This is a genomic window from Amycolatopsis mediterranei (genome assembly GCF_026017845.1).
GTDB lineage: Bacteria > Actinomycetota > Actinomycetes > Mycobacteriales > Pseudonocardiaceae > Amycolatopsis > Amycolatopsis mediterranei.
This window is the reverse complement of the sequence record NZ_CP100416.1, coordinates 7,453,949-7,470,928: the sequence shown is the minus strand read 5'-3', so window position 1 is coordinate 7,470,928 and position 16,980 is coordinate 7,453,949. Positions and strand designations below refer to the sequence as shown.

General features: G+C 70.7%; 16 protein-coding genes and 1 pseudogene. 1 reads left to right on the top strand and 16 read right to left on the bottom strand.

The genetic code is table 11. The features are described 5' to 3' along the window. Nucleotides 1–102: 102 nt before the first annotated feature. The 11 genes and pseudogenes from ISP_RS48395 to ISP_RS33255 form a co-directional block, all read right to left on the bottom strand. Nucleotides 103–351 (bottom strand): annotated as a pseudogene (locus ISP_RS48395) (phosphatase PAP2 family protein); the annotation flags it as partial. A 342-nt stretch (nucleotides 352–693) separates the two neighbouring features. Further along, nucleotides 694–954: a hypothetical protein gene (locus ISP_RS33300; protein WP_141748468.1), complete on the bottom strand. Its 261-nt coding sequence runs from the start codon at nucleotides 952–954 to the stop codon at nucleotides 694–696. A gap of 47 nt (nucleotides 955–1,001) precedes the next feature. After that, a complete protein-coding gene (locus ISP_RS33295; RefSeq protein WP_013228272.1) occupies nucleotides 1,002–1,679 on the bottom strand; it encodes a response regulator in 678 nt (225 codons plus the stop codon). Next, nucleotides 1,676–3,007, bottom strand: coding sequence for a sensor histidine kinase (locus ISP_RS33290; RefSeq protein WP_013228271.1), 1,332 nt, complete (start codon nucleotides 3,005–3,007; stop codon nucleotides 1,676–1,678). The genes ISP_RS33295 and ISP_RS33290 overlap by 4 nt, the downstream gene beginning before the upstream one ends. Before the next feature lie 70 nt (nucleotides 3,008–3,077). Continuing rightward, nucleotides 3,078–3,917 (bottom strand): ABC transporter permease, encoded by an 840-nt coding sequence (locus tag ISP_RS33285; protein WP_013228270.1) that lies wholly within the window; start codon nucleotides 3,915–3,917, stop codon nucleotides 3,078–3,080. Continuing rightward, nucleotides 3,914–4,852, bottom strand: a complete 939-nt coding sequence (locus ISP_RS33280) for an ABC transporter ATP-binding protein (RefSeq protein WP_013228269.1) — start codon at nucleotides 4,850–4,852, stop codon at nucleotides 3,914–3,916. The genes ISP_RS33285 and ISP_RS33280 overlap by 4 nt, the downstream gene beginning before the upstream one ends. A 144-nt stretch (nucleotides 4,853–4,996) precedes the next feature. Further along, complete coding sequence (locus tag ISP_RS33275; RefSeq protein ID WP_013228268.1) at nucleotides 4,997–5,428, bottom strand: helix-turn-helix domain-containing protein; 432 nt, start codon at nucleotides 5,426–5,428, stop codon at nucleotides 4,997–4,999. Nucleotides 5,429–5,609: 181 nt separating this feature from the next. Then, the gene (locus tag ISP_RS33270) at nucleotides 5,610–6,050 is read right to left on the bottom strand and encodes an ATP-binding protein (protein ID WP_013228267.1); all 441 of its coding nucleotides are present in this window, start codon (nucleotides 6,048–6,050) and stop codon (nucleotides 5,610–5,612) included. Nucleotides 6,051–6,148: 98 nt separating this feature from the next. Beyond that, nucleotides 6,149–7,087, bottom strand: a complete 939-nt coding sequence (locus ISP_RS33265) for a sensor histidine kinase (RefSeq protein WP_013228266.1) — start codon at nucleotides 7,085–7,087, stop codon at nucleotides 6,149–6,151. Then, nucleotides 7,084–7,398 (bottom strand): STAS domain-containing protein, encoded by a 315-nt coding sequence (locus ISP_RS33260; RefSeq protein ID WP_230468477.1) that lies wholly within the window; start codon nucleotides 7,396–7,398, stop codon nucleotides 7,084–7,086. The genes ISP_RS33265 and ISP_RS33260 overlap by 4 nt, the downstream gene beginning before the upstream one ends. Before the next feature lie 325 nt (nucleotides 7,399–7,723). Then, nucleotides 7,724–8,137: an STAS domain-containing protein gene (locus ISP_RS33255; protein ID WP_013228264.1), complete on the bottom strand. Its 414-nt coding sequence runs from the start codon at nucleotides 8,135–8,137 to the stop codon at nucleotides 7,724–7,726. A gap of 475 nt (nucleotides 8,138–8,612) precedes the next feature. On the opposite strand from ISP_RS33255, the gene ISP_RS33250 reads away from it, so the two are divergent. Then, the gene (locus ISP_RS33250; RefSeq protein ID WP_013228263.1) at nucleotides 8,613–8,813 is read left to right on the top strand and encodes a muconolactone Delta-isomerase family protein; all 201 of its coding nucleotides are present in this window, start codon (nucleotides 8,613–8,615) and stop codon (nucleotides 8,811–8,813) included. An 86-nt stretch (nucleotides 8,814–8,899) separates the two neighbouring features. Here ISP_RS33250 and ISP_RS33245 read toward each other — a convergent pair whose 3' ends face one another. From ISP_RS33245 to ISP_RS33225, 5 genes are all read right to left on the bottom strand, one after another. Next, on the bottom strand, nucleotides 8,900–10,558 hold the full coding sequence (locus ISP_RS33245; protein WP_013228262.1) for a discoidin domain-containing protein: 1,659 nt from the start codon (nucleotides 10,556–10,558) through the stop codon (nucleotides 8,900–8,902). Between the two features lie 159 nt (nucleotides 10,559–10,717). Next, nucleotides 10,718–12,055 carry an MFS transporter gene (locus ISP_RS33240; protein WP_013228261.1) on the bottom strand — a complete coding sequence of 446 codons (1,338 nt, stop codon included), beginning with the start codon at nucleotides 12,053–12,055 and terminating at the stop codon, nucleotides 10,718–10,720. Between the two features lie 30 nt (nucleotides 12,056–12,085). Continuing rightward, nucleotides 12,086–13,807, bottom strand: a complete 1,722-nt coding sequence (locus ISP_RS33235; RefSeq protein WP_013228260.1) for a CocE/NonD family hydrolase — start codon at nucleotides 13,805–13,807, stop codon at nucleotides 12,086–12,088. Then, nucleotides 13,804–15,372 carry a CocE/NonD family hydrolase gene (locus ISP_RS33230; RefSeq protein WP_013228259.1) on the bottom strand — a complete coding sequence of 523 codons (1,569 nt, stop codon included), beginning with the start codon at nucleotides 15,370–15,372 and terminating at the stop codon, nucleotides 13,804–13,806. The genes ISP_RS33235 and ISP_RS33230 overlap by 4 nt, the downstream gene beginning before the upstream one ends. Next, nucleotides 15,369–16,769 carry an MFS transporter gene (locus ISP_RS33225; RefSeq protein WP_013228258.1) on the bottom strand — a complete coding sequence of 467 codons (1,401 nt, stop codon included), beginning with the start codon at nucleotides 16,767–16,769 and terminating at the stop codon, nucleotides 15,369–15,371. The genes ISP_RS33230 and ISP_RS33225 overlap by 4 nt, the downstream gene beginning before the upstream one ends. Nucleotides 16,770–16,980 lie beyond the last annotated feature (211 nt).

Genomic DNA, 16,980 nt, shown 5'->3' with positions numbered 1-16,980 from the left:
CAGCGGGTGTTCGTCGAGCCGCTGCAGGACGAGGGGGCCGGACAGCCACGCGGTGGCGAACGCCAGGCTGCCGAGGACGTCGGTGGGCCAGTGCACCCCGAGGTACACCCGGGTCCAGGCGATCAGGAGGGCGTACGCGGCCGCGATCAGCCACACCACCCACGGCGTCACCCGGCCGGCGAACCGGCGGACGACGAGCCACCCGATCAGGCCCGCGGCGAGGGCACCGTCGGAGGTGTGCCCCGACGGGAAGGACAACCCACCCGCCTGGACCATCCAGTCCGCAGTGGACGGACGCGGGCGGGCGATCAGTTCGGAAATCCCGTAGCGGCACAGCACGGCGGACAGCATCACGGCGAGCACGAGGCAGGCGCGGACGAGCCGGGCACGGAAGTTTCCCGGGGTGAGCGCCGCCGCGACCACGAACACCAAGGGGGTGGTGAACGTCGAGGACGCGCTCGACGTGACCGTTGCGGCGACGGAGGTGAGCGCGGCCGTCCGGTGCGAGATCACCCAGGAGTGGACGCCGAGATCGAACCCCGAAGCCCACGGCAGTGCGTCACTCGCCGAGGCCAGCAGGACCAGGAACGCCAAGACCCCGAGTGCCGTGGCCAGGAGCGGTCTCCGGACTCGACGTCCGGTGTCCTGTTCCGACGACATGGAGGCCACGGCGCCAAGTTATGGCGAATGCGGTCAGCGACCGGTTTGCGTCAGGCAAAGGCGCGTTAACCCGCGAAGCTGGGGGACAATGACGGTCATGCGGATGCTGCGGACCGTCGCGTTGGTGGCCTGGCCCATCAGCTGGTACCTCATCTGGAAGGAAATATTCGTCTGGCGCCACATGACGAAGTCGTTGCGGTTCCAGGTGCCTGACCTGCCGCCGGGCGTGACGGTGACCCCGCGGCCGGGTGTTCCGGTGCGGTTTCTCCGCGCGGTCGCCGTGGCGTCGCCCATCGTCTGTGCGCTGGGGTTCGCCGTCGAGGCGTGGCGCTCCGTGCAGCTCAGGCGGGCGGGTTCGGTTGGGTCAGGCCGAGGTCGTAGGCGAGGATGACGGCCTGGATGCGGTCGCGGGCACCGATCTTCGCGAGCACGCGCCCGACATGGGTCTTGACCGTCGATTCGGACAGCACGAGGCGCTCGGCGATCTCCCCGTTGGTCCATCCTTGCCCGATCGCCACCAGGATGTCCTGTTCGCGGGCGGTCAGCGACTCCCAACGAGGATCGGCGGGTGGCGTCGGCGTGGCTCCGCCGTCGGGGAGCCGGTGGCCGTAGGTGTCGAGAAGCCGCCGGGTCAGGGCGGGGGCGATGACGGCGTCGCCGCCGGCGACGGCTCTGATGCCGGCGAGCAGTTCTTCGGGGTGAGCGTCTTTGAGGAGGAACCCGCTGGCTCCCGCGCGGAGGGCGGCGTAGGCGTATTCGTCCAGGTCGAAGGTGGTCATGACGAGGACGCGGGAGCGGCCGCCGGTGGCGAGGATCCGGCGGGTGGCTTCGATGCCGTCCATGCCGGGCATGCGGATGTCCATGAGCACGACGTCGGGCCGCAGTTCCGCGGTCCGGCGCACGGCTTCCGCGCCGTGGGCTGCTTCGCCGACGACTTCGGTGTCCGGGGTCGCGTCCAGCAGCATGCGGAAACCTAAGCGCTGCAACGGCTGGTCGTCGGCGATGAGGATGGTCGTCACGGTGTCCCGCCAGGTGCCGCGGGCAGCGGCGCGAGGTCGAGAACGGCCGTGACGACCCACCCGCCAGTGGGCGTGGGGCCCGCGTCGACCGTGCCGCCGTACAGTGCGGCACGCTCCCGCATCCCCGCCAGCCCGTTCCCCGTCTCCGACGGGGCGACAGGTTGTGCCGGGCCGTCATCGCGCCCGCTGTCTCGGACGCGAATGCGCAGCTCCCGGCCGTCGGCGGCGATCAGGACGTCGATCCGGGTGTGGGGACCGGCGTGGTTGAGCGTGTTCGTGAGTGCTTCCTGGACGATGCGGTACGCCATCAGCTGCACGCCCCGGTCGAGCGTGTCCAGTTCGCCGGCGGACCGGTAGACCACCTCCGGGCCGGCCGCGCGGAGCCGCGCGCACAACGCGTCGAGGTCGGCGATGCCCGGTTGGGGCTCGAGCTCGGGTGTTTCGCCCTTCTCGCGCAGCACGCCCAGCATGCGTCGCAGCTCGCCCAGCGCTTGACGGCCGGCGTCGCCGACCAGCCGGAGTGCTTCCTTGCTGCGTTCGGGGGCGACGTCGGCGGCGTAGGCGCCGCCGTCGGCCAGCGTGATGATGACCGAGAGGTTGTGGCCGACGATGTCGTGCATCTCGCGGGCCACCCGGACGCGTTCGGTGGCGGCGGCCAGCCTGCTGCGCTGGTCGCGTTCGATCTCCAGCTGGGCCGCGCGGTCGCGCAGGCTGGCGAGCTGGGCCCGGCGGATCCGGACGGCCAGCCCCAGTGCGACGGCCGCGGTGACCGCGGTGAGCAGGAAGAACAGCGCCTCCCAGAACGACACGAACCCGGAAACCCGCGCGGCCACGGGAATCAGGAGCGCGACCTCGGCCGCGCAGGCCCACGGCAGGTGCCGCAGACGCCCGTGCAGGGTCACGCTGTAGAGCGCCACGAGCAGCGCGACGTCGGCGCGCAGGACGACCCCGAGCGACCACTGGAGGAGGAATGCCGCCGCGGTCAGGGCCAGCGCAACCGACGGCGCCCGCCGCCGCCACAGCAAGGGCAGCACCAGGCCGGCCTGCAGCGCCAGGGTGCCTGCCGGCGGTAGGTGCCTGAAGGTGAGGAGGAGTTCCTCCGGGCCCCCGTCTTCAACATGCGGAATCAGATCCGGCAGGCAGAACATCGCGAACAGCGCGGCAACGACGGCCAGATCCAGCACCCACGGGCGCCGCCGGTCCGCCTGCCGGATCTGCTGGCCGAGCCGCGTCAGCCGGGTGACCAGCGGGTGCGCCGGCAGGGGAGCGGTCCACAACGGGGCCGGGCCGGGTATCGCCTCGGATCCGGTCCGGTCGTCGGTGCGCACGTGCCTCACCTGTCCATCGTGGAGGAAGTCCGCCGGTGCGGCACCCGGGTGCCGCACCGGCGGTGCTCGGTCAAGCGTCCGACCGCGCCAGCCGGTAGGCGGCTCCGGCCAGCAGCAGGACGGTCCAGCCGAGGAAGACCAGCAGCCCGGTACCCGGTGCCAGGCTGGTGGCGTCGTGGGTCAGGGCGAACATCGACTGTCCCGCGTTGCTCGGCAGGTACGGGCTGAGGTCACCCTGCCAGGACTTCGGGAGCAGCGAAATCAGGCCGGGGATCAGCATGAGCGCCCCGACCAGGACCGAGATGCCGCCGGCGACCGAACGCAGCAGGGCCCCGAGCGCGACGCCGATCACGCCGACCAGGCCCAGGTAGAGACCGGCGCCCAGCAGGCTGCGCAGGACACCGGTGTCCGACAGTGTCATCGCCGCGGGTGTCCCGGCCACGATGGCGCTGCCGAACACGAAGGCGAGGAACGCGCCGATCACGCCGACGAGCAGGGCGACGATGCCGAACACCGCCGACTTGGACCACAGCACGGGCAGCCGGCGCGGGACTCCGGTCAGCGTCGAGCGGATCATGCCGGTGGAGTACTCGCCGGCGGTGACCAGCACTCCCAGCACGCCCAGCGCCAGTTGCGCGAAGTTCGTCCCGAAGAGCGACAGGCTCAGCGCGGTGGCGCCGGCGAAGTCCGGGTCGAGTGGCTGGCCGGAGCTGATGTTGGAGTTGTACCGGGCGGCGGAGATCAGCCCGAACGCCACCAGGAAGACCAGGCCGAGGCCGAGGGTGATCCAGGTGGAGCGCAGGGACCAGAGTTTCGTCCACTCCGAGCGCAGGACGTGGCGTCCGGTCACGCGGTAGGCCGGGCGGGCGGCCCGGGCGGTGGGCGCCGCGGGCGTGGTCAAGGTGCTCATGCCGCGCTCCCGAGCGTGTCGATGCCGGTGGTGGCGCCGTGGTACTCGACGGCGTCGCGGGTCAGGTCCATGAAGGCGTCCTCGAGGGAGACGGTCCGGGGGGAGAGTTCGAACAGGGCGATGCCGTGCTCGGCGGCCTTGATCCCGATGGAGCGGGCCGAGAGGCCGCTGACCCGGAGTTCCTCGGAGCCGGTGCGGCCGGCGATCTCGACGCCCGGTCCGGCCAGGACCTCACGCAGCCGGCCCGGCTCGGCCGTGGCCACGTGCACGGTGTCGCCGCCGGCGTCCCGGACGAGGTCGTGGACGGTGGTGTCGGCGAGCAGCCGTCCCCGGCCGACGACGATGAGGTGCTCGGCGACGAGGGCCATTTCGCTCATCAGGTGCGAGGAGATGAAGACGGTCCGGCCGTCGGCGGCGAGGTCGGTGAGCAGGGTGCGGATCCAGAGGACGCCCTCGGGGTCCAGGCCGTTGACCGGTTCGTCGAGGATGACCGTCGCCGGGTCGCCCAGCAGGGCCGCGGCGATCCCCAGCCGCTGGCCCATCCCGAGCGAGAAGTTCCCCGCGCGCTTTTTCGCGACCGGCTGCAGCCCGGTCAGCTCGATCACTTCGTCGACCCGCCGCCGCGGAATGCCGTGGGTCTGGGCCTGCGCGAGCAGGTGGTCGAACGCCGACCGGCCCGGGTGCACCGACTTGGCCTCGAGCAGGACCCCGACCTCCTGCAGCGGCGCGCGGTGCTCGGCGTAGCGGCGGCCGTTGACCACGACCGAACCGCTGGTCGGCGCGTCGAGCCCGACGATCATCCGCATCGTGGTCGACTTGCCCGCGCCGTTGGGCCCGAGAAATCCGGTGACAGTGCCCGGCTGGACGGTGAAGTCCAAAGAGTCCACGGCGGTCTTTTCCCCGTACCGCTTCGTCAGCTGGTGTGCCTCGATCATCGCTCATCCCCTGAGATCCCGGACCGGACAGCCCGATCCGTTCGCTTCCCCACGCTAGGGACGGCACGGTGGAAGATCGTGGTACCGGAGGAGGGAATCCGGCGCCGCCCGTAGTACCGCGGTACTACGGGTAGCGGGGCACCGTCACCGCCGGGGCACGTGGTAGCGGTGCTCCGGGCGACCCGCGGTGCCGTAGTTCAGGCTGAGGTCCAGCAGCCCGCGGCGCACCAGGTCGGCGAGGTAGCGCTGCGCCGTGGCCCGGCTGACGCCGAGCTGTTCGGCCACGTCGGTCGCGGACAGGGCCTCCGCGGCGGTGCGGACCTGCGCCAGCACCTGGGCCATCGTGGCCGGCAGCCGGCTCCGGTCGGCCGGGTGGACGGCCGAGCCGCGCAGAAGGCCGTAGAGCGCGTTGACGGTCTCCTGGTTCGCGACGTCGATCCCGGCCGGTGCCGGCCTGCTGACCCGGTCCCGGTTGCCGATCGAGCACCGTTGACCGCGATGGCGAGGATGTGTGCACGGTTCATCGACCAACGGGAGGTACGGCAAGGCGCCGGCCAAGCGGGTGCTGGTGGCCACGATGGTGGCGTTCGCGTTTGCCGCGGAGAGCGCTCCGGCTATCGAGGCTCGCCACCGGGAATTCAGAACGCCGTGACCAGGCTGGTCGATCGGCCGATCGTCCCTGCTTCGATGGGGGCGCCCGGGCGGCGCTGCCGGTGAGGGGCAAGCGGCCGGTCGGAGCGAACATGCCCATGCGTTGTCAGTGACACGGTGTTCGGGTGCGGCTACCGCAGGAGAGCCGCGCCCAGACCGTCTTTCCGTCGGAGTCCGGGTTGTCATGCACGCTCCAGGTGTCGGCGAGCTCCTGGATCACGGCCATGCCGTAGCCGGACGCGTCGTGGAGGCCCGGTCGTGAGCGGTGCGGGAGTGGGTGAGCAGGCGAAAGGTCGTCGACTTCGACGACCACACGGCACGGCGTCGTCAGGGCGGTGATCCGGGCCCGGATCGGTCCGCCGCCGTGGAGGTAGGCGTTGGCGGCCAGTTCGTCGATCACGAGCAGCACGTCGTGGAGGTGGTCGTCGCCGAGGTGGGGCAGGGTCCGGGCCGTCCACCGGCGGATCCGCGCGAGGGCCGAGGGATCGGTGCCGCGCAGGTCGAGGGCCCAGGGCGCGGCCGAACCGTCGACGTGGTCACCACGCATCGGGCGGGCGATCCGTGATGTTGCTCATCGGGTGGGCATACCCCGGCGAAGCCACCGCGCAAACGTCTCCCTCGCCACGGCCGTCCTGCCGCCCGTGGTCACAGCCGGAAGTGGACGCGGAAGGTGGTGCCGTCGGTGTTGGTGTGGAGCCGGACCAGGTCGGCCATGTGGTTGACCAGCAGGAGGCCGCGGTTGCGGTGTTGGTCCGGTGGGACGGGGTGCCGTCCGGCCAAGGGGTCGGTCAGGGTGCCGTGGTCGTGGACCTGGCACAGGAGGTACCCGTCGGCGGTCCAGATCCGCAGCCGGCCGGTGCCGCCGCCGTGGTCGATGCTGTTGGTGACCAGTTCGGTGACGACCAGTTCCACGTCGGCGGTTTTGTCCTGGGACAAGCCGGCCTGGCGGGCGTGGGTGCGGGCGAGGGTCCGGGCGTGGGCGAGATTGGTGGCGTCGACGGTGAGGTCGGCGGCGTCGGTGGGTTCGGGTAGCGGCTGGTTGTAGCCGGCGATGATCGCCTCGGGGTCGTAGGCGGTGCTGTTGCGTTGGCCGGCGGTGTCGATGAGCAGCGGATGGGTGGCTTCGGCGTCGGCCAGTACTGCCGGGGTCAGGTTCTGGGTGTCATAGGGGCACAGGATGGTGACGTCGCGGCCGGTGAACGCGAGGTTGATCAGGGCTTCGTGCTGGACGCAGGCGGGGTATTCGTGGGCGCTGCGGTCGGGCCAGATGGGTTCGCCGATGATGCGGACGTGCCGGTCGGGGTGGGTGTCGGCGAAGGCGCGCAGTACACCGGGGATGATCCGGCCGGGGTTGCGTCCGGCGATGCCCATGTCCATCAGGGTGATCCGGTCGGCGTCGGCGCCGAGTTCGGCGCGCAGCAGGGCGAGGTTGGCCGCGGGGACCGACACGGCGACCGGTTCGCCCGCGGCGAGTCCGGACCGGATGAACGGGACGGTGCCGGCGAGGTACTCGTCGGCATCCCGGTAGAACAGGGCCGGATGGACGAACGGCTCGCGACCGCGCGTCTTGACGGGCGTGCTCATGACACTTCCAGTTCTTCGATCACGATCGTCGCCGGTTCGGCGGGGTAGAGCAGTGTCAACATCCTACGGAGGATCGCCGGTGGGCGGGTGAGCGTGAGCGGTGCCGCGGCGACCAGCATGGCGGTGCCGCGGGCGTCGATGAACGCCAGCTGCGACAGATCCAGCCGGGCGGACGCGCCGTCGGCGGTCGCTGATTCCAATGCGCTCTGCCAGATGTCGCGGGTGCTCAGGTCGACGTCGCCGATCACCTTCACCCCGCGCTGACCCGGGATCCGGACCACCTGCAACTGGCTGCGATGAGGATCAGTCACCCGGCCAGCCTACGGGGGGCATCCGCCACCGGCAGTCCGGCAAATCGGCCGCCTGCGGCTCCGGCGCTGTCAGCCTGGCAGGAGAAGGCCGGGACCAAGTCACACGACAGTGGGTTCCCGCCCCGAGTGTCGATGGTCCAGGTTCGCGGCTTGCCGGTTCAACCCAGACCCGGGCGGGGTTCAGTCCAGAGCCTCCGCGAACTGTCCTTCCCGGCGATGATGGGGCGTCTCGTCGCCCGTGGTGACCCGCCAGCTCGACCTGCTTGGGCTGAGCAGCATGAGCTGCCGTGACCCGGGAGATGCGCCGGCCACCACTGGCCGGGAATCACCGCAGCCGCGCCACCAGGGACAGCCAGGCTTCCGCGTCGGCCCGGTTCGCGTGGATCGGCAGGACGCGGTCGAGGTGCAGCACCTGGATGGGTCGCAGGATGGCCCGTTGGCCGGCGATGACTGCGCAAGGCAGTCCGCGGGCGTGGGCGTCATGGACAGCCTCAAGGAGGGCGGACAAGCCACTCGAGGAGCAGAACGTGACGTGGGTCAGGTCGATGATCAGTGCCTCGGGGCGCAGCCGCAGCTCGTCGTGCAGCCGGTCCTGTACGCGCGCGGTCACGGCCAAGTCGACTTCGCCGGCGATGACCACCGTGGTGTGCTTGTGACGAGCGGTGACCATGATGGTGAGGGGGCAGGGGAGTCTGGAAGCCGGTTCGCGCAAGCTGTGGGTGCGGATGGCGTCAAGCATCGGAGGCCTCCTCGTCGACGGGAAGCCGGATCGGCGCGAACTTCCCGCGGTGCAGGCCTGCCCTGGTGTGAGCAGGCCGAAGTACTGCGGGCGGCTGCCGGTCTGAACCGCCGGTGCGCCACGAGGCGGCGAGTCAGGCGTGCCCCCGCGCGGCGGTGTGACACGCCTTGCCCGGTTCCGGAGCGTGATCCGGGCCGGGCACGGCCGGGTAGTGCCCCATCGGTGGGCAGTTCAACCATTCACTGCGCCGACCTGCTCCGACGCCACGCTCAGCTCACAGTCGACCTCGGTGCTCTCAGTTACCTCCCCATCCAACTCGTTCGCGCTGCCGGCGGCGGGCGACGAGGGGGTTGGCGGCGATCACCGACCGGCCGGTGCTGCCGGTGTATCTCGGCGTCATCCTGCGCCGCACCGGCGACACCTGGCTCATCAGCCACTATCAGGTCCCCCGGCTCGACTGAGGAAAAACACGATCATGGAATTTCTTGTCGACATGGTGACCACCGTGCCCGAAGGCCTGTTCAACCCCGCCGACGAGGACGAGTTGCGGCAAATGCTCGCCTCGATGCCGCTGCACAGGTGGATGACTGTCACGGTCACGCCCTTCACGCCACACCCGAGCGACCCGGGCGTCGGACGCCCCGCCGACGTCGAGTCGCAAGGCGGCGGCTGGTGATCACAGGCCGGCAACTCGTGGATCTGCCAGTTCGCCGGCGATCGTCGCGATCACCTGCTCCGGCAGGCCTTCGTCGGTCGGCAGGCTCAGCTGTAGACCTCGAACCGGGCGATCTGGGCCGCCGGCCAGCCGGTGTTGCCCGTGCAGGTCAGGCGCAGGAAACGGCGGGTCCCGCGGGGGAGGGTGATCGTGATGCTGTTGCCTCGCGCCGGATCGAACGCGTATCCCGATGCGGGGACGAGGGTGTCGAACGTGGTGCCGTCGGAGGAGCCGGACACGGCCAGGGTCTGCGTCCGGGTGGCCCACGCGCTCGACGGTGGCACCGCCAGCACGATCCGCGTCACCGCCGTCGCCGCGCCGAGGTCGACCTGGAGCCATTGGGGGAACGCGTTGTTCGCGCTTTCCCAGTAGCTGGCGGCGCTTCCGTCGACTGCGTTGCCTGAGGCGTAGTTCTGGGTGTGGCTGCTTTCGGTGGTGGCGCGGCCGCGGGCCAGGTCGGTCGAGCCGCCGATGGTCGGTGGGGTCGGCCGGGCCGGGGTGAGCGGGATCTCGCCCTTGAGCATGCGGCCGCCGTCGGCGGTCAGGCGCAGGTAGTAGTCCGACGAGCACGCGGTCCCGTCTTCGTCGAGGGCGAGCAGGCCGGAGCCGGCGGGCGTCATGGACGCGTTTTCCGCGGTCTTCGCGATTTGGTTGCCTTCGCCGTATTCGTCGAACATGGAGATGTAGATGCCTTGCGCGCCGGCGCGCACCATGTTGTAGAACTGGCCCCACATGAAGTCGCCGTGGGCGCGTTGCCGTCCCGAGACGTCTCCGGGGAGTACGCACGGCTGGTAGTCGATGCCGTGGGCGGTGCAGTCGGCCTGGTCGGGCACGGTGAGGTTCTGGTACATCCAGTCGGAGTCCGCCGCGGTGCCGATGGCCCCCACCATCCACGGCGAAATCATGTTGAAGGCGCGGTAGACGTCGCCGAAGCCCGGCCGCGATCCGCCGTCACTGGTTCGCCATTCCCGCGGCACGCCGCCGATGACGTAGCAGCCCTGGCCTTTGAACCAGTTGACGACGTCGAGGCAGGTGTTCGCGTCCCACGGGTGATTGCCGTCGTTGTAGCCGAAGCCCCAGATGCAGACGACCGGTTTGCCGTTCTGGCGGGCGTAGGCGGGCGACGCGGTGTGGGCGGACATCTTCGCCGTCCAGTCGGCCTTCATCTCGGACTGCATGTTCGCCCAGCCGGTGGCGTCGTACATGATGTAGAACTTCCGGCCGTGCGCCTCGGCGGCGCTGCGGACCTTCGCGGCCATCGCGTCGCGCGTGGGGCCTTCGCTGCTGTTGGGGTTGAAGCGCTGCAACGCGGCGGTGTCGCAGCCGTTCTGCTGCATCCACCGGAAGTGCGTGTCCACGGTCTGCTGGTCGTAGGACGAGAACAGCGTGGCCGGCTGCCCGTTGCCGAGGTTGGCGTAGGCGGTCGGGTAGGTGCGGGTGTACTCCCGCATGTCCGGCCAGGCCTTGATGACGTTGTTGGCCGGTGATGGGGTCCGGCTCCAGTCCTGGCTCCAGTGCCACCAGCCGTTGATCGGTGCGCCGTCGCCGGCGCAGGCGAACCAGCCCTGGTAGCCGACGGTGATCTTGCCGACGACGTCCCCGGGCGGGCTCGCCGCGGCGGCGGTGCGGGCTCCGGCGAGGGAAAGCGCTCCCCATGCCGAAGCCACCGCGGCTGAGCCGATGAACGTCCTACGCGAGATCGCCATGCCCGTTCCTCTCGGCACCGTTGCACGAGTACGTCTTCCGGTGAAGGGACTGTAGGGGTCCGGGCAAGAAGTAGCAAGCTTCGAACTGATTTCCGAAATTTACGTACTGAAGACGGCAAAAGTCGACTCTCTTCCGAGAGGTCGAGTCGGCTGGCGCCGTCAGCCGGTGGCGACGACGAAGGCTTCCCGCTCCGCTGCGGAACCCTCCCGGAGCGCGAGCACGGCGGCCAGCGTGACCAGGCAGGCGACGAGCATGTAGGCCGACACGGACAGCGACGTGCCGGTCAGCCCGACCAGCCAGGTCGCCACCAGCGGCGCGAAACCGCCGCCGAGGACAGCACCGAAGGCGTAGGCGAACGAGACACCGCTGTAGCGGATCGCGGTGGGGAACAGCTCCGCGTAGGCCGCGGCCTGCGGGCCGTACGTCAAGCCGAGGCCGAACGCGAGCACGACGACGGCCACGAGCAGCAGCGGCACGGAGCGGGTGTCGAACAGCAGGAAGAACGGGAACGTCCACAGGGCCAGGGCGAGCGTGCCGACGAGGTAGGTCCGCCGCCGGCCCCAGGTGTCCGACCAGCGACCGGCCAGCAGCGTGAACACGCCCCAGGCCACCGCGCCGACCATGCCGACGAACAACATCGTGGTGCTGGACAGCTTGAGTGTCCGGGTGCCGTAGGAGGTGATGAAGGCGATCAGGATGTAGCCGATCAGGTTGTTCGCGATGAACAGGCCGATCGCGATGATCAGTTCCCGGGAGCTGGTCTTGAACAACAGTTTCAGCGGCGCCGAGCGGCGGCTGCGGCGTGCTTGCAGCTCGGTGAACACCGGGCTTTCGGCGACCCGCGCGCGGACGAGGAACCCGACCCCGATCAGCACCACCGAAAGCAGGAACGGGATGCGCCAGCCCCACGCCTGGAACTGGTCCTTCGTGGTCGACGCCGACACCGTGAAGTAGGCGAGGTTGGCCAGCAGCAGGCCGATCGGGACGCCGATCTGCGGGAACGAGCCGAAGTAGCCGCGCCGTCGCGGTGGGGCGTGTTCGACGGCCATCAGCGCGGCGCCGCCCCACTCGCCGCCCGCGGACAGGCCCTGCAGCAGCCGGAGCAGGACGAGCAGGACCGGCGCGGCGATGCCGATGGCGTCGTAGCCGGGAAGCAGGCCGACGCCGACGGTGGAGATCCCCATCAGCACGAGCGTGGCGACCAGGACGCCCTTGCGGCCGAAGCGGTCCCCGAGGTGCCCGGCGATGACGCCGCCGATCGGGCGGGCGGCGAAGCTGACGCCGAACGTGGCGAAGGAGGCGAGCAGCGCGGCCGTGCTGTCCAGTGCCGGGAAGAACTGCTTGCTGAACACCAGCCCGGCGGCCGAGGCGTAGACGAAGAAGTCGTACCACTCGATGGTGGTACCGACGAGGCTGGCGGCGACGACCCGGCGCAGCCGGCGCGCGGGGTCGTGGTCGTCGGGTCTGACTGCGGGAGCGGTGGCGGCGGGTTCCATCGTGGTCCTTTCCTTGCGGTACGCGGACTTTCAGGAGGACGGGCCCCAGTTGACGGGGCTGGTGGTGAAGGAGGCGGGCGAGGCGAGCGGCACCGTGATCGACGACAGCGCCCGGCTGATGGCGAACCGCCCCGAGTCGAGGTGGGCTTTCTGTTGCGGTGTCGGGGCCAGTTGAAGGTGGAAGTTGCCCGGTGCCTGGCTGTTCAGCACGACCTGGAGCCGGTAGCCGGCGGGGAGCACGGTGAAGTTCGGCAGGACCGAGATGTCCATCTTCACGGTCTCGTTCGGGGTGAGCAGTCGTTGGCTCGCCTGGGTGAACGGGTGGCTCGGCTGGATCAGCGCGTGACCGTCCCCGTACCAGCTCCGGCGGGCGTCCAGTTCGCGCATGCTCGCCAGGAGCCCGCCGTCCGACACCTTGGTCACGACGCCGGTCGGCGACACGAGGTTGACAGTCGCGGCGACGTACGCGTCAGGGGTGGTCGATTTCAGGTACAGGCTGACGTCGATCGGGCCGTCCAGCACCGCGTCCCGGGTCAAGGGCGTGGTGGTGTAGGTGAGCGCGGAGGAAAGCTCGTCGGTCCCCGCGGCGGTGGGCCGGGTGGTCGTCAAAGCGTTGCCGCCGTCGAGGTAGTACGTACCGGTGCCGGTCGACGGCGGCCAGGCCGCGGTGTCGACCCAACGGTCGCCGCCGTTTTGGAAGAGGTGCAAGGGTTTCGTGGTGTTCGCCATGCCGGTCGGCCGGCCCTTCAACCACGTGTCGAACCATTCCTTGCGGATGTTGGAGAGCAGGTCTTCGTTCACGTGCTCGCCGTGCGTCCACGGGCCCACGATGGCCTGGTACCGGCCGGTCACCCGCTCTCCGGCGGCGATCGGCGCGGTCACGGGCCGGTGGAGGTACGCGTTCTGCGCGGCCACGTACGCGCCGATGTTGCCACCGGGGAACAGGTCTTTCCAACCCGCCTCGCTCAACGCGGGGATCCCGTTCGCGACGATCCGCGGCATGAGTTCCCGGACGTCGATCTTGTGCCAGTAAGCGTTGTCGTACGAGCGAGCGCCGCCGCTTGTGAGGTCGTTGACCGTGACCGACAGGGGATCGGTCAGCGGATCGTCCTGTGGCCCGTGGGGGAAGGCGTGGGCGATCGACGGGATGAAGGTGGTCGGGACGCCGCCCACCGTCGCGAGGTCGTCGTACATCGCGGAGTCGGTGCAGAACGGCGCGATGGCCTTGAGCGCCGAGTGCGGGCCGGCCTCGGCCGCGGTGTACCACTGATCGACGCCGAGGTAGGAACAGCCGTCCAGGCCGACGTTGCCGTCGGAGCCCGGGAGATCGTGCGCGGCCCAGCGGACCAGAGTGGCGCCGTCGCGGCCTTGCCGCGCGCCGAACCAGTCCAGCTGCCCGCCCGAGGCGCCGGTGCCCCGGACCGAGGCCGTGACGTAGATGTACCCGCGTTCGACGAAGTAAGTCCCGCCGGCGCGCGGATCGGGACCCGCCATGCCGTACGGCGTCTGGGAAAGCAGAACCGGGAAGGTGCCCTGGGCGCGCGTGCCGGTGACCGGGTCGGCCGGGTAGACGACCTGCGTGGACAGCACGACGCCGTCGTCCATCGTGACCGAAGCGGCTGTCGGCTGGCTGTGTCCGTAGGTCGCGGGCTCAGGCTTCGGCAGCCAGGCCGCCTCGGCCGGCGCCGGGACGACGGTGACCGCGGCCAGCGCGAGCAGCACGGCACCAGCCAGCCGGCGGGCTTTCTTCATGCGGACTCCTTCGTAGACGCCGGTTCCACGGGCAAGGACAGGGACGAATCCGCGCAGACGAGCGTGTATCGGGCGGGCGCGGAGTTGCGGGTGAAACGCGGGTAGGCGCCGCCCGAGATCTGGAGCCGCACCCGGTGCCCGGCCAGGAAGCGGTGGGCACACGCGCCGAGCCGCAGGCTCACCGATCCCGAGGTCGTGGTGAAGACTTCGGTCACGTTCCACGAACGGCCGCGGTCGTCCACATCGCACAACCGGACGAAAAGACTGGGCTGTGCGGCCGATTCCACGGTCATCCGAAGTTCGAGATGGGGTGCGCCGACCACGTCGAGGTCGGCGTCGAGCGGCGCCGAGGTGAAGGTGACGACGTCGTCGCGGCTTTCGAGCGGGCGGTTGTCCTGGCGCCCCGCTTTGGCGGACATGTGCCGTCCGCCGAGAGCCGGCGTGGGGTCGGCCGGGTCGTAGGCGAACTCCACCGTGCCCGGATCTTCGGCCGGTTCTTCCCGGAGCTGGCCGCTTCCGTGCAGGGCGAGGGTGTGTTCGCCGGTCTTCGGCGGCCAGGACGACAACGTCCGCCAGACGCCGGCGCCGGTGAGATAGCTGTGGACGGGCGCCGGGCGGGTGGACGCGGTACCGGCGAGGTGCTGGTCGAACCAGGACAGTGCTTCGGAGTCGGTGACGCGCGCCGCCTTGAACGTCGTGTCGAGGTGGGTCCAGGGACCGATCGTCATGGCCACGTCGACGCCGCGCTCTTCGAGGGCCTGGAACTGTTCGATGGTCTGGTCGACGAAGACGTCGTGCCAGCCGCCGATGAGCAGCGTCGGGGTCCGGGTCGTGGCGAGGGCGGCCGTCGCGTCGTAGTCCGTCCAAAAAGGATCGTCGAGATCGGTGTGGCTGACCCAGCCGGTGAACCACGGTGCACCGATGCCCAGCGCGGCGGCTTCGGCGGTCGGTTCCCGCAGCGCGGCCTTGACGCGGCGGCGTGCGGCCAGCAGGGCGGGCAGTCCTCGCGCCTGGATCGTGGCGCTCCAGCCGAGGAAATCGGCGAGCGCGAAGGACCCCGTGCCGCGAAGTGCGCGGGCGAAGTCGTGCGGACCGACCACGACGACGGACGCCCGCAGTTCCGGCGGCGGGTCCCGGAGCAGCGCCCACTGCGTCCAGCCGAGGTAGGAGCCGCCGAGGGTGGCGAGCCGGCCGGTGAACCACGGCTGCGTGCGGAGCCAGGCGACGGTGTCCTGGGCGTCCGACGCCTCTTGCGCCATCGGGCGGAACGCCCCGGTGGAGCCGCCGGTGCCCCGGACGCTCTGCACGACGACCTGGTAGCCGTGATCGGCGAACGCGCGGCCGTGGAACAGGCTTTCCGGCAGGCCACGGCCGTAGGGCGTCCGGATCAGCACCGTGCCGTGGGGTTCCCCGACGGGCGCGTAGACGTCGGTGAGGAGGTGCGCGCCGTCCGCGGTGGGAACGCGCAGTCCACGCTCGACCGTGTAGCGCATCCCACCCGGTGGCAGGCCGAACACCTTCCGGTGCACAGCGCCGATGACGCCGGCGCGCCGCGGCTTCGTCATGACTTCTCCTCCTGGTACCGGCGTTCCGCCGTTGTCGTACGGCTCGGCGGCGGGTAGAGCACGCCGGCGACCACCGCGGCGGCGGTCAGTGCCGCGGCCGCGCCCCAGAAGGCGGCGTGGTACCCGGCGATCTCCCCGGATGCGGCCAGCGAAAGGTTCGTGAGCAGGGCGATCCCGACCGAGCCGCCGATCTGCTGGGTGGTGTTGACCGTCGCCGACGCGATGCCCGCCTGCGCCGGGGGCACCCCGGCGGCCGCCGAGCCCATCGTCGACCCGAAGACCGCGCCCAGCCCCAGCCCGGCCATCAGCAGACCCGGCAGGACGGCCGACGCGTACGCAGCCTCGGCACCGATGCCGGTGAGGTAGAGGAAGCCGGCCGCGGCGAGCGCGGATCCCGTGGTGACCGGCAGCCGGATGCCGAACCGGGGGACCAGCGCGGCGCCGGACGCGGCGGAGCCGACGGCGACCGACACGGCCATCGGCAGGAACGCCACGCCCGCGAGCACCGGCGAGAAGCCGAGCGTCCGCTGCAGGTAGTAGGCCAGGAACAGGTACATCGAGAACATCCCGGCCGCGGCGAGCAGCATGACCAGGTACGACGTGCCACGCGTGCGCGAACGCAGGATCGAGGGCGGCAGCAACGGCGTGGCCGTGCGGACCTCGACGAACCCGAACGCGACGAGCAGCCCGAGGCCGAGTGCGAGCGACCCGAGCGTCTCCGGGCTGGTCCAGCCGAGCACTTCGGACCGGCCGAAGCCCAGCACAAGCGCGAAGAGCCCGGCGACGACCAGGCCGGTGCCCCACCAGTCGGTTCGCTGTGCAGTCGTGCGGACGTTGGCCGGCAGCGCGGTCCGGGCGCCGGCGATGACGGCGGCCGCGAGCACGACGTTGACGAACAGGCACCACCGCCAGGACAGCACGTCGGTGAGGACACCTCCGAGGAGCAGCCCGATCGCTCCGCCGCCGCCCGCGACGGCCCCGTAGACGCCGAACGCGCGCCCCTCGTCGCCGTTGCCGCGGAACGTCGTCGACAGCAGCGACAGCGCGGCCGGTGCCAGCAGCGCGGCGAACACGCCTTGCGCGGCCCGGGCCGCGACCAGCACGGCGAACCCCGGCGCCCAGCCGCCGAGGGCCGAGGCGGCGGCGAACCCGGTCAGCCCGACGATGAAGCCGGTGCGGGCGCCGAAGCGGTCGTTGAGCCGTCCGCCGGCGAGCAGCAGGCTTCCGAACGCCAGCGAGTAGGCGGTCACCACCCACTGGCGGTCCGCGTCGCCGAAGCCGAGGTCCGCCTGCGCCGCGGGCAGCGCGATGTTCACGATCGTCGCGTCCAGCACCACCATGAGCTGGGCGAGCGCGACGACGACGAGGACTCGCCACCGCTGCCGTTGTACAGTCATCCGCACCACCGTTCCGGAATAGCTATTCCGCACAGTAGCATCCCGGCACAACCAAGCGCCCCAATGTGGCCTTCGGTGCGTCAGACGCACCGAAGGCCACATTGGGTGCGTCAGACGCAACCAAGGCCACATTGGGGCGCTCGGGTGCGCGGCGGAGAGGCGCATACTTGCTGGACCCGGGCTCGCCCGCGTGCTCCGGGGAAGGGACAGG